22 protein-coding genes and 1 tRNA gene are annotated in these 15,221 nt (G+C 41.5%); 20 read left to right on the top strand and 3 right to left on the bottom strand.

What is annotated here, in order from left to right:
* Positions 1-11: 11 nt before the first annotated feature.
* From QR42_RS14000 to QR42_RS13925, 16 genes are all read left to right on the top strand, one after another.
* The gene (locus QR42_RS14000) at positions 12-1,022 is read left to right on the top strand and encodes an XkdQ/YqbQ family protein (protein ID WP_039180975.1); all 1,011 of its coding nucleotides are present in this window, start codon (positions 12-14) and stop codon (positions 1,020-1,022) included.
* Positions 1,019-1,285, top strand: a complete 267-nt coding sequence (locus tag QR42_RS13995) for a DUF2577 family protein (RefSeq protein WP_039180970.1) — start codon at positions 1,019-1,021, stop codon at positions 1,283-1,285. The genes QR42_RS14000 and QR42_RS13995 overlap by 4 nt, the downstream gene beginning before the upstream one ends.
* A gap of 14 nt (positions 1,286-1,299) precedes the next feature.
* Positions 1,300-1,722: a DUF2634 domain-containing protein gene (locus QR42_RS13990; RefSeq protein ID WP_039180968.1), complete on the top strand. Its 423-nt coding sequence runs from the start codon at positions 1,300-1,302 to the stop codon at positions 1,720-1,722.
* The gene (locus tag QR42_RS13985; protein WP_039180966.1) at positions 1,715-2,764 is read left to right on the top strand and encodes a baseplate J/gp47 family protein; all 1,050 of its coding nucleotides are present in this window, start codon (positions 1,715-1,717) and stop codon (positions 2,762-2,764) included. The genes QR42_RS13990 and QR42_RS13985 overlap by 8 nt, the downstream gene beginning before the upstream one ends.
* On the top strand, positions 2,748-3,671 hold the full coding sequence (locus QR42_RS13980) for a YmfQ family protein (protein WP_039180964.1): 924 nt from the start codon (positions 2,748-2,750) through the stop codon (positions 3,669-3,671). Before QR42_RS13985 ends, QR42_RS13980 begins: the two co-directional genes overlap by 17 nt.
* Before the next feature lie 11 nt (positions 3,672-3,682).
* Positions 3,683-4,066 carry a phage tail-collar fiber domain-containing protein gene (locus QR42_RS13975; RefSeq protein ID WP_024423249.1) on the top strand — a complete coding sequence of 128 codons (384 nt, stop codon included), beginning with the start codon at positions 3,683-3,685 and terminating at the stop codon, positions 4,064-4,066.
* A 15-nt stretch (positions 4,067-4,081) separates the two neighbouring features.
* Positions 4,082-4,960 (top strand): hypothetical protein, encoded by an 879-nt coding sequence (locus tag QR42_RS13970; RefSeq protein WP_039180961.1) that lies wholly within the window; start codon positions 4,082-4,084, stop codon positions 4,958-4,960.
* A gap of 10 nt (positions 4,961-4,970) precedes the next feature.
* Complete coding sequence (locus QR42_RS13965; RefSeq protein ID WP_039180959.1) at positions 4,971-5,300, top strand: XkdW family protein; 330 nt, start codon at positions 4,971-4,973, stop codon at positions 5,298-5,300.
* Positions 5,297-5,470, top strand: coding sequence for a phage portal protein (locus tag QR42_RS13960; RefSeq protein WP_039180957.1), 174 nt, complete (start codon positions 5,297-5,299; stop codon positions 5,468-5,470). Before QR42_RS13965 ends, QR42_RS13960 begins: the two co-directional genes overlap by 4 nt.
* A 7-nt stretch (positions 5,471-5,477) precedes the next feature.
* Complete coding sequence (locus QR42_RS18725) at positions 5,478-6,593, top strand: hypothetical protein (RefSeq protein ID WP_052196530.1); 1,116 nt, start codon at positions 5,478-5,480, stop codon at positions 6,591-6,593.
* 12 nt (positions 6,594-6,605) lie between these two features.
* Positions 6,606-6,926: a hypothetical protein gene (locus QR42_RS13950; protein WP_039180955.1), complete on the top strand. Its 321-nt coding sequence runs from the start codon at positions 6,606-6,608 to the stop codon at positions 6,924-6,926.
* On the top strand, positions 6,923-7,066 hold the full coding sequence (locus tag QR42_RS13945; protein ID WP_039180954.1) for an XkdX family protein: 144 nt from the start codon (positions 6,923-6,925) through the stop codon (positions 7,064-7,066). Before QR42_RS13950 ends, QR42_RS13945 begins: the two co-directional genes overlap by 4 nt.
* Positions 7,067-7,102: 36 nt before the next feature.
* Complete coding sequence (locus tag QR42_RS13940; RefSeq protein WP_039180953.1) at positions 7,103-7,315, top strand: BhlA/UviB family holin-like peptide; 213 nt, start codon at positions 7,103-7,105, stop codon at positions 7,313-7,315.
* 11 nt (positions 7,316-7,326) lie between these two features.
* A complete protein-coding gene (locus QR42_RS13935; RefSeq protein ID WP_019743388.1) occupies positions 7,327-7,590 on the top strand; it encodes a phage holin in 264 nt (87 codons plus the stop codon).
* A 19-nt stretch (positions 7,591-7,609) separates the two neighbouring features.
* A complete protein-coding gene (locus QR42_RS13930; RefSeq protein WP_039180952.1) occupies positions 7,610-8,413 on the top strand; it encodes a peptidoglycan recognition protein family protein in 804 nt (267 codons plus the stop codon).
* 116 nt (positions 8,414-8,529) lie between these two features.
* A complete protein-coding gene (locus QR42_RS13925; RefSeq protein ID WP_039180950.1) occupies positions 8,530-8,712 on the top strand; it encodes a hypothetical protein in 183 nt (60 codons plus the stop codon).
* 53 nt (positions 8,713-8,765) lie between these two features.
* Here the strand turns inward: QR42_RS13925 and QR42_RS13920 are convergent.
* Both QR42_RS13920 and cudC read right to left on the bottom strand, forming a co-directional pair.
* Positions 8,766-8,838, bottom strand: a tRNA-Ala gene (locus QR42_RS13920).
* Between the two features lie 72 nt (positions 8,839-8,910).
* Positions 8,911-9,468 (bottom strand): transcriptional regulator GbsR, encoded by a 558-nt coding sequence (gene cudC, locus QR42_RS13915; RefSeq protein WP_039180948.1) that lies wholly within the window; start codon positions 9,466-9,468, stop codon positions 8,911-8,913.
* A gap of 207 nt (positions 9,469-9,675) precedes the next feature.
* Between cudC and betB the strand changes: the two genes are divergently transcribed.
* Both betB and QR42_RS13905 read left to right on the top strand, forming a co-directional pair.
* Positions 9,676-11,145, top strand: coding sequence for a betaine-aldehyde dehydrogenase (gene betB, locus QR42_RS13910; RefSeq protein WP_039180946.1), 1,470 nt, complete (start codon positions 9,676-9,678; stop codon positions 11,143-11,145).
* A gap of 27 nt (positions 11,146-11,172) precedes the next feature.
* Positions 11,173-12,381, top strand: a complete 1,209-nt coding sequence (locus tag QR42_RS13905) for a choline dehydrogenase (protein WP_039180944.1) — start codon at positions 11,173-11,175, stop codon at positions 12,379-12,381.
* A 40-nt stretch (positions 12,382-12,421) separates the two neighbouring features.
* Here the strand turns inward: QR42_RS13905 and QR42_RS13900 are convergent, their stop codons facing one another.
* On the bottom strand, positions 12,422-12,901 hold the full coding sequence (locus tag QR42_RS13900; protein ID WP_180272435.1) for a DinB family protein: 480 nt from the start codon (positions 12,899-12,901) through the stop codon (positions 12,422-12,424).
* A gap of 207 nt (positions 12,902-13,108) precedes the next feature.
* On the opposite strand from QR42_RS13900, the gene QR42_RS13895 reads away from it, so the two are divergent.
* Positions 13,109-13,639, top strand: a complete 531-nt coding sequence (locus QR42_RS13895; RefSeq protein ID WP_039180939.1) for an NfeD family membrane protein — start codon at positions 13,109-13,111, stop codon at positions 13,637-13,639.
* A gap of 11 nt (positions 13,640-13,650) precedes the next feature.
* Entirely contained in the window at positions 13,651-15,198 is a 1,548-nt protein-coding gene (locus tag QR42_RS13890) for a flotillin lipid rafts scaffold protein FloT (RefSeq protein ID WP_039180936.1), read from the top strand.
* Positions 15,199-15,221 lie beyond the last annotated feature (23 nt).

The following is a 15,221-nucleotide window of genomic DNA, read 5'->3' as shown; positions in this document are numbered from 1 at the left end:
GGGGGCTGGCATTGATTGAGCTTTTTGCCATCAGAAGCGGCACCATGTATGAGCTTGTCACAGAGAGTGTGACACTTCAGGGGCAAAGGTATCAAGCCCCTCGCTCAATTCAGGCAAATATTATCACAAAGCAAGGCAGTCAAACTTATTACCGTGTCTCGGAAGGGGACACGGTTCTTTTTAAATGGAAAGGAAAAGAACTTTTTAGAGGCATCGTTTTTTCCCGGACACCTGTTGAAGGGAAGATGACCTTTACCGCATACGATATGCTTCAATATTTGGTGAAAAACCAAGATGTCTATGTTTTTTCAAATCAAAGAGCAGATCAGATCTTAAGGCGGATTGGAGCTGACTTTCAAATTCCAATGACTTCTATTGCCAATACAGGACATGTCATCAAATCACTAGTCTTTAAAAATGATACGAGTTTGTATGACATGATATTGAAAGCATTGAAAGAAACGAAGCGGCAAACGGGAAGAAACTATCAAATCTATTCTGCTAAAGGCAAGATGGGGCTGAGAGCCTGGCCTAATCCAGAGGACGTATGGGTCATTGATTCAGGCGTCAATCTCATCAGCTATCAATACAGCACCTCGATTGAAGAGACAGCCACTCGTGTTAAGATGCGTACGTCTGCTGATGAACAGGGGAAGAATAAGAAAAAAGGCAGTAAATCCGAGATTGTTGTGGTCGAACAGGATAAAGCCGGTCAGAATAAATACGGTATTTTACAGCATGTTGAGACAATCACGGGGCAAATTAATCAGCCGCAGCTGCAAAAGAGAGCAAAAGTACGGCTGGCAGAGAAAAAAGGCGTCAAACAAGAAGTCAAAAGCATCCAAGCGCTAGGAATTCCTGAGCTGCAAAGCGGTCTCCCAATCTATTTGAAAATTCCTGAAATCAACGTAAAAAAAACTTACTGGATCGATCAAGACAAACATGAATTCAGTGGGGTGAAACACACCATGACAATTGATGTTGTTGAGAAAAATTCAATGCCAAAGGGTGATCAAGCGTGAGATTAAGTGAAGCGATTAAACGATTGGCAGTGAATGCAGTAGACGCAGAATCTCCAATCGAACTTGTCATTGGAGAAGTCACGGCGGTTTCCCCGCTGAGCATCCGATTAAATGAAAATCATAAGCTGATCATTCCAGAAGAATTACTGATTTGGCCGAAGCGCTTAAATAAGGGTGAGGATGATGAGCTGAAAAGAGGAGACAGTATTATGGTGCTTGGAATGGTAGGAGGACAGTCCTTTTACATCATCGACAAATTGTAAGGGAGGTGATGAACGTGGCACTTTCACCAGAGGAAGAAATCGAGGAAGTAGAAGAAGACGAAGAGGTTGAAACCTCGACGACGTATCGAATAGATTTTGAAACTGGCAGACTGACAGGCGAAACCATCTCAGGTATTGAAGCAATCCGGCAATTTATTTATATGACACTTAGGACAGAGCGGTATGCACATCCTATCTACAGTCACGACATTGGCACTGAAATTCAGGAGCTGTTGACGGATACAGAAGCCACGGATGAATACAAAGAAATGGAGATTCCAAGGCTGCTAGAGGAGGCACTGCTCGTTGACGAGCGGATTGATCATATTGAAGAGTTAGAGGTCACAAAGCAAAATGACTCGTTTCATATCAAATTAGCGATTGTCACAGATGAGGGAACATTAGAAATAGAGGAGGTGATGGAGGGCGATGTTTGAGGAACAGACGTACGAAGCATTAATGGAAAGAATGCTGGACAGACTGCCAGATGATATAGATAAAAGAGAAAACAGCGTGATTTGGAATGCCTTGGCACCTGCTGCCGCTGAACTGGCCCAATCCTATATTTGGCTTGATCAAGTGTTTGAGCTGGTCTTTGCAGATACAGCACAAGGAGAGTTTCTAGATCGGCGGGCTGCTGAAGTAGGAATTGAAAGAAAACCAGCCACTAAAGCGGTTTGGTCAGCGGCCATTCAGCCAGAAAATATCAATATTCCAGCTGGCTCACGTTTCTTTATTGAAGACGTTTATTTTCAATATTCGAAGGATGGCACGCTAGAATGCGAGACACCTGGTAAAGCAGGCAATGTTCAATTAACAGAACAGCCTCTGCTGTCACTTGATACAATTCCAGGACTTGAATCGATTACGATGAAAGAACTGGTCATACCTGGTCAAGAGGAGGAAGATGACGCTTCATTATACGATCGATATTTAATACGTGCGAGGCGAGAGGCTGTCAGTGCCAACAGGGCACATTATAAAAAATGGGCTGAGGAAGTAGCCGGTGTTGGCAGAGCGAAAGTGTTCCCGCTTTGGAACGGAGAAGGGACGGTCAAAATCGTCATCACAGATGGCAATCTAGATGTTGCATCAGACCTTCTTGTCAAAAGGGTACAGGAATATATCGACCCAGTGCCAGGTGAAGGAGAAGGACAAGCGCCTATCGGTTCAAAAGCAACCGTTGAAAGCGCCAAATGGCTGGATATCGACATAGAAGTGACTGTCGAACTTCAAATGGACTGGACCCTTGAAGGAGCTCAGAAAGAAATAGAAGAAAAGGTCAAGACGTTGTTGAAATCAATCGCATTTGAAAAGAGTACCATTCGAATGTCCGCCTTAAATGATATTTTGTATCATTCAGAAAGTGTGTCAGATTATGCAGATGTGTTATTGAATGGCGAGTCGAAAAACTTAGTATTACAGGACATTGAGATTCCGCGTCTTAGGCAGGTGAAGGTTATTGAGCAAACAGGATGAAATGAAAAACTATTTGCCGCCATATTTTACAGAAATTTATGAAGTGGATCACCTGCTCAAGACAGAGGCACCGGAATTTGAGCAATTGGACGAATCCATTTTCGACTTAACGGATCAGTTCTTTCCTTTAACAGCGACATGGGGATTGAATAGATGGGAAAGGATGCTGAAGGTGCAGCGGGAATCAGATGATTCAATTGAACTGCGCAGGGCACGCTTACTCAATATGATGTCTAATATTCCGCCAATCACGTATCTTTCATTAGAGAAATCAGTGAATCGCTTTCTCAAGAATCCAAGTGCTGTCATCCGTCTCACAACCAATCGTTATCACTTCGCCTTACGTGTGAACCTTGATGATCTGCAAAACACGAGATATATTGTAGAAATTCTTGAAACGTTAAAGCCTGCTCACTTGGCTTATACGTTCACGGCTTTTCATCATACCGACGTACATGAAAAAAATGATCATCACGTGAGGCTCACACTGCGAAGCAGGGTGGGTTTTTTCGATCATATCCCGATTTTACTCAATGGTGAATTTGTCTTAAATGGTACGTTTTATCTCAGTGGAACACGAGGTACAACGGATGTGCCTGCTCGTTTTCGGCATTCATTAAACATGAGAATGCGGCTTCAACATCAGTCAGAAACAGCACAGCGCATGAACTATGTCATGACTGGAGCGGTACATGAAACGAAGCAAGGAGCGGCATTGACTTTACGCACAAAAAATCATCTTCAGCATCAAACCAAAAAGAAGATGACATTCCGTCTGCCAGTACATGTCCAAACTGAGCAGGGTGGAAGCTTACTAATCAAGGACCATTACTGGATTCTTGATGGATCTGTTCCGCTGGACGGATCAAAAATGCTCGCAGCAACTTCTAAAAAAATAGATTTATAAGGAGGATCACAATGGCTGATCAATTAACCGTAACAACACTGTATGCACGTCAACAAATGGCAAAGGCAAGAGCAGAAGGAACAAAACTCACAAAAGTCGTCAAAATGGCATTTGGAAATGGGGGAACGAAGGATGGAAAACCGATCTCACTAGACGGCACGGAACAAAAACTCAAAAAAGAACTAGTCCAAAAAAATATTGATTCATTTACCTTCATGGAACCAGCAAAAATCCGCTACACCTGCACGATCGCCGAAGGAGAACTGGCAGGAGAAGTGATCAACGAACTAGCACTTGTCGACGAAGACGGCAAATTCACCGCCATCCGCACCATGACAGACAAACAAAAAGACGGCGACATCGAATTCGTTTTTGAGATTGATGATATTTATTAATGGAGGGGAAATGAAGTGGACATAAAATCACCTTTACCGTTTGAAACCACTGACAAAGCCCATGCCAACTTGTTTAACCAGGTGGTCGACACACTTGTAGAGAATGATTATGCGCTGAGTAAACAAATTGCAGGGATCACAAATGAAAGCTTCTTCAAGCTAACAGGTGATCAAGCCATTCAAGATGCGACAGTCAGCGGCGAGGAATATCCAATAGGGATTACATTCATGGATATTGGTCAAGCCAATGATACGGGATACCCTACAAGATTCGGCTTTGTGAAAAATGAAAAATATAGTAACTTTCGATTTATTCAATATTACTATGGGACTGGAAATGAAGCAGGCAGTTATTTTGATAGCACAGGTACGTGGTGCCGTCATTGGTGGACAGGGTCTGGCTGGACCGAATGGCACAAAATATCTGGATTCCTTCATGCCAATATTGGTACAACTGGGAAGCAGCTGTTAAACAAGGGAGAGCACCAAAAAGTCCTTTTTAATCGAAAGATAAAAGACAGTCATAACAATTTTGATATCAAAAATAATCGTTTCATCTGTCCCGAAAATGGGATGTATTTAGTTAATGCAGGTGTTTATATTGAAACCTTTCAACGATACGCAAACTTTGAATTAGCGATTTTTTTAAATGGAAAAAGGTATAAAAACATTGCACATCACAGACAAAGCCCTGGAAGTCCATCTGATACATTGAGCTTAAGTACGGGAATTTATGGTGCTGCCAATGTACCGGCTAATAAAGGGGATTATTTAGAAATTTATATGTATGCAGGATATGACGGAGATGTTAGCCGATACGTATCTGAGAATTCAGGCTGGTACAACTATTTCGACATTACTGAATTAGGCGGCCGCAATTTCCCGCGAGTATAGGAGGGTTTTGATGATTTTATATGAAGCCATTAAATATAAATATCCCGATACGGACCCACAAAAGGATTTTGAACTAAGAAATGACGGTGCTGGTTCGTATATAGATGAATGGTATCTTGATGTGCCCAAACCAACAGAAGAAGAATTGAAAAAATGGTGGGAGGAATCACAAGCCAACCCGAGGTATCAACCACCGCTTCCACTAGATTATCTAGCGCAAGAAGTAGCTAAAGAAAAGCTGATGAGAAAACAGCTTGAACACCAATGTGATCTTCTATCAAACGAACTAAAAGCGTTAAAAAATGACATCCTTTTCTTTAAAGGAGAGAGTGAAACATGAATTATTGGGTAATGGCATTATATTTCCAATGGGTGACACCTGAATTGGTCAAACAAGCAGTTAAACTAGGTGATTGTTCGATGGAAGATCTAAATGCAGGATACGAGCAAAGGATACTCACTTTAGAGCAGCTGCAAGAGATTGAATCAAATTTCAAGGCAAGGGAGTGAAAGTCGAATGGAAATAAAAGAACCAAAAGCTTTTGAAGTGAATGATAAAGCGCATGCAGATCTGTTTAATGACATGGTCGAAGTACTACTTGAAAATGATACTGGACTATTAGAGCAGCTCTTAAAACATACAAATGATGGGAGAGTACATGCGTCTGAAGAAGAAAAGAAAAAATGGAATGACTCACAAATCTATAAAATAACTGCAGATAACGGTATGCAGCTTATCAATGTTTCACCAGATTCAAAAATATTTGATGCAATTAAGGATAAAGGAACATGTACATTTTACGCAGCTTCTGGAGTCCAAGATTCTCCATCATCGTCAAATACTTCACTGAGAGGTATGCAAATAGTAGGTCAAAATAATATTGGGGCAGGCTTTGCGGTAGACATAGCAGGGAATGCTTACAGTTTTTACTACAATTCTGGTCATACGACTATTACTTGGACACCACTTCCGAGTAAAGAAGATTTAAATAAATGGAATGGCAGTCAGCTAATCAAAATTACAAATGATACGGGTGGAGTTCGTGTATCTGTAGGAGCTACAGAGAGTTTGTTCGATAAAATTACTCAAACTGGGAAAACATTTGGCACATTTTATTCTCCATCTGGGGTACAGGACAATCCTTCAGCTTTATCGGCACGTGGTTTTTATCATTTTACATCTGCCGATAGTAATAACAAAGGGACTTTTGGATGGGTGATTGCTGTAGATTATCGTAATAACGTCTTTACAAATTATCTAGATTTAAATTTAGGCTGGCAGGGCTGGCGAAGATTAATATCTGATGCTGATTTTGAAAATGTTCAGTGGCTAAATGTCACATTAGACAATGGTTCTTCTATTGGTGACAGACCGGTTCAATATGCTAAATGGGGAAACTTATTATTGTTGAGAGGTCATCTAAAAGCAAATCGAGAAGTTATCTGTGGAAGTATTCCAAGTACGGGCTTACCAGATAAAGGCCTAGTAGTATCAGTTCCCGTATCAGGTACAACGGGTCATAGTAAATTACTTATATATAAGACAGGAGAGCTAAAGCTAACTGGTTTACTCGCAGCGAATGAAAGTGCGGTAACTGGCTACTATTTAGACACGGTCGTCCCATTAAATTAAGGAAGTGATAGTATGATACAAGTTTATGAGTACAATCAACAAAATGAATTGGTCAGACCTATACTAGTGTTTGAGAGGGATGAGGAAGGGAATTATATCATTCCAAAGCAATGCACAACAATTGCACCACCCAACAATCCTTCTTTTTATAATGCTGCATTTGATGTAGAAAAACAACAATGGTACGAATCAGCGACACAGGAGTATATAGATAGCTTAAAACCAGCCCCACTCTCGCCAAGTGATATAGAACTTTTAAAGAAACAAAATGCTTTATTATCAAAACAATTAACACAGCTATTTGCTATCTTTAAAGGAGCTGAATCAGAATGATGTTTCCAACTGTAGCAGATATCAAACAATTTTGGGACTGGCAGTGTTACGGCCCAGAGGACATTGCATTTTATGTAAGCATCGGCTGGATCTCGGCAGACGACTATCAAGATATAACTGGAGAAATATACGAAGCCTAATGGCTTTATTTTTTTGCCGGAAAGAAGGTGATTCCAATGGAAGTAGATGTCATTCAAAACTTAATGACACAAGGCCCATTTGCTGTTCTCTTTTGCTGGATTCTGTTTTATGTTCTCAACACAACAAAAGAACGAGAAAACAAACTCAATGCACAAATCGAGGCGCAAAATGATGTGTTAGCAAAGTTTAGTGAAAAGTATGACGTCGTGATCGACAAACTCGACAAAATAGAACGAAATTTAAAATAGGAGGAAAGATCATGAAAACATTCGACAAAGGCACTGTGATTCGCACAGTGCTTCTTTTTATTGCTCTGATCAATCAAACGCTTGTCATGTTTGGACAGACGGTGCTGCCGATTAGTGAGGAGCAAGTACAAACCGCAGGTGAAGCACTTTATGTGGCAGGTTCTACGATTTTTACTATGGTCACAGCGGTAATAGCTTGGTTTAAAAACAATTATGTGACCTACAAAGGCCAATTACAAAAAGATGCTCTGAAACAAAGAGGGCTAACAAAATAATACTTGAAGGAGAAACGACATGGTGAAAATCATTCAAGCATTGATTCCAAAACAACATCGCAACAGACCAGGAAACAGGATGAAGCCGCTCTATATTACAGTGCATAATACGTCAAATAGTGCAAAAGGTGCTAATGCGGCCAGTCATGCAGCGTTTGTTGCACGTTCAAGTACCGGTGTCAGCTGGCATTACACTGTTGATGATCAGATGATTTATCAGCATTTACCGTTAAACGAAAACGGCTGGCACGCAGGGGATGGCAGAGGCACCGGCAATATGAAGTCAATTGGAATTGAAATTTGTGAAAATGCAGACGGTAACTTTGAACAAGCAGTCGAAAATGCCCAATGGCTTATTCGCAAGCTGATAGGAGATTTGGGGATTCCTTTATCAAATGTAGTGCCTCATAAACATTGGAGCGGGAAAGAGTGTCCAAGGAAACTTCTCGGACGATGGGATCAGTTTAAAGCTGGCATAGCCACAGCGCATACCGGCAGCAAAAGCACAAGAAAACCAGTTCAGGCAGAAAGCTTGAGCCACAAATCACCCATTTCCAAACAGAAATCGTCAAATCTGCCATCTGGCATTTTAAAAGTCACCAAGCCCTTAACAAAAGGCCCTCAAGTCACATCATTGCAAAAAGCCTTATCTTCCCTCTATTTTTACCCAGACAAAGGGGCAAAAAACAACGGAATTGATGGCTATTATGGACCGAAAACGGCAAATGCGGTCAAGCGGTTCCAGCTTATGAACGGCTTAGCTGCAGACGGAATTTACGGACCGAAGACGAAGAACAAAATCGAACAATTTCTGAAGAAGTGACGATCTATAAAAAGTGCTATCAGCAAGTGAGGAAATGCTTCCTTGCTGATAGCTAACAAAAAATGACATCATGTGTGATATAATCAACCAAATCACTATCATGAGAGGAGAGAAAAATGAAAAAAGAACTGTTCCAAATCATCATGCTGTCAGCGTTACTCATCTATTTCATTTATCACGGAATGACGAGCGATTTTCCTGTGTCCTATACAATCATTCTCATCCTAACTTATCTTTCTGTGATTACATACCGCAACATAAATTGGTTAAGAATACGAAAAAACAAAGAACAAGCATAAGAGATATGTACATAAAAAAACCATCCTTGATTTCTCAAGAATGGTTTTTCGTATGGAGCATAGCGGGATCGAACCGCTGACCTCTACGCTGCCAGCGTAGCGCTCTCCCAGCTGAGCTAATGCCCCGAGGTATGACGACATAATTTATTATAATCAATCCTCCTGTGAAATTCAAGCTGTAAAACGTAAACACATCGCCTATTTTTCCTTCTGCTCAATTGGAATATAGTCAAAGATTTCGCCAGAATGAACAGAATGGGCTAATCGTCTCAACCAGTTATAATAGGCTTTTGAGCTTTCAAGCTGCTCAATGAGCTGCTGCGCTTCCTCTCTTACATGTTCCTCCAGCTGATCATCATGCGCCACCTCTTGAAGCCGCTCCTGCGCTTCTTCAATTGCTGTTAAATTGACCTCGACCTCTCGTTCCCATTTTTGCGGAAAAAAGTTAGTGAAAAACTTAAAAAAGTCTTTTTCAGCAACAAAGCTGTGTTTTCTTCGGCCCCGGTGAAACGTTTTTTTGACAATATTCATGTCTTGCAGCTTTTTCACACCTGTACTCATACTCGGCTTACTCATTTGCAGCTCTTCACGCATTTCATCGAGTGTCATTTCCTCATTTAAATACATCGTCCCATATAGAATACCTGCACTTCGTGTAATGCCATAGAGATCCATCGTTTCAGCTATGGAATCAATGACTAGATCTTTAGCAGCTAAAATACGATCTTCTGCTTTCGGCTGTTCCTGCTTTTTCATTTTGTCCCTGCTTTCTATTAAGAGAATTCAATACGTTCAAAAAAATCTTTATGGACTATATGTTAACGAAAGAATACAAAAAGTCAAAATAAATGAAACATATCTCCCCTTTGACAGAAAAATTTGAATATGATAAGTTAATTATGTTCAAAACGTTAAATTTTTATTTAACAAACTTACCAAAGAGAATCAGAGGAGGTTCCTTCTATGAGTCAAACACTATTTATAGACGGACAATGGGTTGGCGCTAAAAGTAGCGACACACGGGATATTATCAATCCGTTCAATCAAGAAGTGATCGCGACAGTCAGCGAAGGATCTAGAAATGACGCGCAGCTAGCCATTAAAGCAGCGAGAAAAGCCTTCGATCAAGGGGACTGGGCAAACCTGCCTGGACTTGAAAGAGGAAATATTGTGTTTAAGATAGCTGAATTGATTAGACGTGATCTTGATGAACTAGCCAAATTGGAATCGCTTGATACAGGGAAAACATTAGAGGAAAGCAAGGCAGATATGGATGATATTGCGAACGTGTTCCAATATTACGCAGGTCTGGCTGATAAAGATGGCGGGGAAATCATTGCATCGCCAATTCCAAACTCGAAAAGTGAATTAATCAGAGAGCCTGTCGGTGTATGCGGACAAATCACTCCTTGGAACTATCCATTGCTTCAAGCAAGCTGGAAAATCGCGCCGGCTCTTGCGGCGGGAAATACAATCGTTCTAAAGCCAAGTGAAATCACACCACTCACCACGATAAAAGTATTTAAACTCATGGAAGAAGCGGGCGTTCCGGCAGGCGTTGCAAACCTAGTGCTTGGACCTGGGGCAACGGTTGGAGATGAGCTTGCTGTGAATGATCAAGTAGATCTGATTTCATTTACAGGCGGTATTGATACAGGGAAGAAAATTATGCAGGGAGCCAGCGGTAATGTGAAAAAAATAGCCCTTGAGCTTGGCGGAAAGAATCCAAATATTGTGTTTCAAGATTCTGATTTAGACGTAGCGGTTGACCAGGCAATGAATGCTGTGTTTTTCCATGCAGGGCAAGTGTGTTCAGCAGGGTCACGTTTGCTGGTGGAAGAATCCATTCATGATGAATTTTTAGAAGAACTGGTGAAGCGTACGAAAAAAATCAAGCTAGGCAACGGCTTTGATGAAGACACCCAGAGCGGGCCGCTCATCTCAGCTGAGCATCGAGAAAAAGTAGAAAAATACGTCAGCATCGGTTTAGAAGAAGGCGCTAAGTTAGAGACAGGTGGAAAAAGACCTGACGCAGAGGAGCTGCAAAATGGGTTCTTCTACTTGCCGACCATTTTCTCAGGCTGCACGTCAGATATGCGGATTGTGCAAGAAGAAGTCTTTGGACCTGTCCTGACAGTCGAATCCTTCCATACAGAGGAAGAAGTCATCAAGCTGGCAAATGATACGATTTATGGATTAGCAGGAGCTGTGTGGTCTTCTGATATCAGCAAAGCCGAAAGAGTGGCTCGGCAATTAAGATTAGGCACGGTTTGGATCAATGACTTCCATCCTTATTTTGCTCAAGCACCGTGGGGTGGCTACAAGCAATCAGGCATTGGGCGTGAATTAGGACGCACGGGACTTGAAGAATATACTGAGCTGAAGCATTTATATCGAAATACAAAACCTGAAGCAGTTCATTGGTTTAAATAAAAATTACGCATTTGGAGGAGATTCTATATGACACTAAATATGAAAATTGAAAGCATGCAGAAATTCCATACATTTGAAATTCCGACTGTCATCAAACACGGCATTGGTGCAGTGAAACATGTTGGGGAAGAAGTAAAAGCATACGGCGTTTCAAAGGTATTGCTTGTAACAGACCCCGGCATTTATCAAGCGGGCGTGGTGGACCCCGTCATTGCTTCATTAAAAGAAGCGCAAATTGATGTTGTTCTATTTAATAAAGTAGAGCCAAATCCGCCAGTCCGTCTAGTGAACGAAGGATCTGCTTTATATGAAAAAGAAGGCTGTAATGGATTAGTCGCAGTAGGCGGCGGCAGCTCAATGGATACAGCCAAGGCAATTGGAGTAGAGGCGACTCATGAAGGCTCAGTTCTTGATTACGAAGCGGCAGAGGGGAAAAAACCGCTTGAAAACAGAATCCCGCCTTTAACCACTATTCCGACAACAGCTGGTACAGGTTCAGAAGTGACGCAATGGGCAGTCATTACTGATGAAGAAAGAGAATTCAAATTCAATACAGGTGGTCCTCTTATTGCAGCTCATCTTACAGTGATTGACCCAGAGCTTCATGTATCCATGCCGCCTCATGTGACAGCAATGACTGGAATTGACGCGCTTGCTCACGCGATTGAATGCTATACGATGAAATTTGCTCAGCCGATTACAGATGCGGTAGCACTCATGGCCATTGAATATGCAGCTCATTATATTCGCCGTGCCTTTGCTGATGGTGAGGACTTGGAAGCCAGATATGGAATGGCACAAGCTGCGATGCTTGCCGGGCTTTCTTATGGAAGTGAATCAGCTGGCGCTGCACATGCGATGAGCCAAACACTCGGAGGCATTATTCCTGTCGCGCACGGTCAGTGTGTTGCAGCGATGATGGGACCAGTGATGGAATATAACTGGAAAGGGTATCCGGAAAAATTCGCACGAATTGCGCAAGCGTTTGGGGTTGATACAAGCAGAATGACAACAGAGGAAGCAGCCAAAGCAGCCGTGAACTGGATGTATGATTTAGTAGAAGATTTAGAAATTCCTTCATTAGAAGAACAAGGTGTATCAAAAGATATGATTGACCGTTTATCTAAAGAAGCGATGAAAGATCCGCAAACAGTTGGAAACCCAAGAGATCTAAACGAAAAAGCGTACAAATGGATTTATGCGCGCTGCTTTGAGTTAACACCTAAAACAGTGTAACAATGAAAAAAGGCTCCCTAAAGGGAGTCCTTTTTATGTTTTATAGTTGTTCTTTAATTTCTTTGATTTGATGAATATGGCGTTTTTCATGTGCGCCGATAAAATCAAGATATTGCTTAAGGGATAGCTCTTTAAACACAGGGTGTGCAATGACGCGTTTGAAATCTTCCTCAGTAAATGTTGATAAAATTTGATTGAGCTGCTCACGAGCTGTATCCAGCTCATCCTTTAAATGTGTAGGTGTCACATGCTTGTGCTCAGGCGCAACAATACTAGGCGCAGTGGCTTTTTTCGAACGATCCTCTGCCATTTCCACCGGCTTTGGTTCATATTCTTTGATCGGTGCTTTTTTCCCCTCAGCAGCTAGATGTTTTGCTGCAACTAGGTCCATTTTCTTTAAATGATCTGCTACCTCTTGAATACTCCAAGTATCATCAGATAATTTTTGGTTCAATTGTTCTTCGCTCAAACCTTGCAGCTCGTGCCACAATTCTTGTCTTGCTTCATGTAATAAACTCATTTTCTTCATCACCTCAAGATCAAATTTTAACATAAGGGTACATGACAATCATTCTTGAGCTATCCGAAAATCCCTTTGAAGAATTGTGATGAAATATGAAACCTTTACAAAAGTGGTTCGTATTACCTGTTACAAGGAATACATTGGAGGTGAGTATGGTCTAAATGAAACAACAGATGTTCATTTCATGAAGAAAGGGTGAGGAAGATGGATGTGTTTGGGCTGCCTCTTCAGACGCTGTATTTATACATATTGATGATATCAGGAATCCTGACACTTGTTTTCGTCTTTTTCGGCGATGTATTTGATGGATGGTTTGAAGCGATCCCTGTTCCATTCCTTCAACCAACATTGATCCTCGCATTTCTTACCTTTTTCTCGGCTGGAGGGTTTATCTCTGAAAAAACAGCAATTGTAGGAAGTGGACTTGGCGCACTATTATCTGCCATCCTCGCAGTGATCCTTGTGACCTGTTTGAATGTATTTGTATTAGTCCCGCTTTCCTCTGCTGAAGAATCTCTCTCTTATACGGAGGCCGATTTAAAAGGAAGAACTGGGGAGATCATTGTATCTGTTCCAAAAGACGGGTTTGGAGAAGTGCTGTTAATCAGTAATAGCGGGAGAATCTCAAAGCCAGCTGTCAGTTTCGACCAAGAGGAGATTCCATATGGAACCCGTGTGCTAGTTGTCGAAGTGAACAAAGGCGTCTTATCTGTTATACCAAATGAAGAAATTTAGGAGGGAATGCTATGCCAGGAACAACTATTTTAGTGATCATTGGAATTGTACTTGTCATTCTTATTGCACTTATTGGTGTATTTGTTTCTAAATACCGGACAGCAGGTCCAGATGAAGCATTAATCGTGACAGGAAGTTATCTAGGAAGTAAAAATGTCCACGTGGACGAAGGTGGAAACAAGATTAAGATTGTAAGAGGCGGCGGTACCTTTGTTCTTCCAGTCTTTCAACAAGCAGAGCCGCTCAGCTTACTATCTAGCAAGCTAGATGTTTCAACGCCTGAAGTCTATACCGAACAAGGTGTACCGGTCATGGCGGATGGAACGGCCATCATAAAAATTGGTGGATCGATTGAAGAAATTGCTACTGCTGCAGAGCAATTTTTAGGTAAAACAAAAGAAGACCGTGAAAACGAAGCGAGAGAAGTATTAGAAGGTCACCTTCGTTCCATCTTAGGGTCAATGACAGTTGAAGAGATTTATAAAAACAGAGAAAAATTTTCACAAGAAGTACAACGCGTTGCTTCTCAAGATTTAGCGAAAATGGGTCTAGTCATTGTCTCGTTTACGATCAAAGATGTTCGTGATAAAAATGGCTACTTAGAATCTCTAGGTAAACCAAGAATTGCCCAAGTAAAACGCGATGCAGATATTGCAACAGCTGAAGCAGATAAAGAAACACGGATCAAACGTGCCGAGGCAGATAAAGATGCGAAGAAATCTGAGCTTGAGCGTGCTACTGAAATCGCTGAAGCAGAAAAGATTAATGAACTGAAAAGAGCAGAATTCAGACGTGAACAGGATACAGCGAAAGCAAGTGCTGACCAAGCGTACGATTTAGAAACCGCTCGTAACCGCCAGCACGTAACTGAACAAGAAATGCAAGTCAAAATCATTGAGCGTCAGAAACAAATTGAATTAGAAGAAAAAGAGATTCAGCGTCGTGAACGTCAATACGATTCTGAAGTGAAAAAGAAAGCAGATGCGGACCGTTATGCTGTTGAGCAGTCGGCTGCGGCAGAAAAAGCGAAACGTCTTGCTGAAGCAGATGCGAAGAAATATAGCATTGAAGCAATGGCAAAAGCAGAAGCTGAGAAAGTTCGTATTGACGGGCTTGCCAAAGCGGAAGCGGATCGTGCGAAAGGGGAAACAGAAGCAGAAGTTATTCGACTAAAAGGACTTGCAGAAGCCGAAGCGAAAGAGAAAATTGCGGAAGCATTCGAACAGTATGGTCAGGCAGCGATTCTTGATATGATTGTCAAAATGCTTCCTGAATATGCGAAGCAAGTATCTGCACCACTTTCTAACATTGATAAAATTACTGTTGTGGATACAGGCGGTAACGGTGAAGGCAGCGGTGCCAATAAAGTTACAGGCTATGCCACAAATCTCATGTCTAGTCTTCAAGAGAGTCTGAAAGCATCCTCTGGAATTGATGTGAAAGAAATTATTGAGAACTTTTCTGGCAAAGGCAATGTGAAGCAAAGCATTCAAGAACTGACAAATGAAATCAAACAACCAAGAAAAATCGAAAAAGCTGATGATCAAATAGAACAATAAAATCAAAAGACACCTTCCACCAG

The sequence above is a fragment of the Bacillus sp. WP8 genome, assembly GCF_000800825.1.
Classification (GTDB): Bacteria; Bacillota; Bacilli; order Bacillales; family Bacillaceae; genus Bacillus; species Bacillus safensis.
This window is presented reverse-complemented; position numbering and strand designations above follow the sequence as displayed.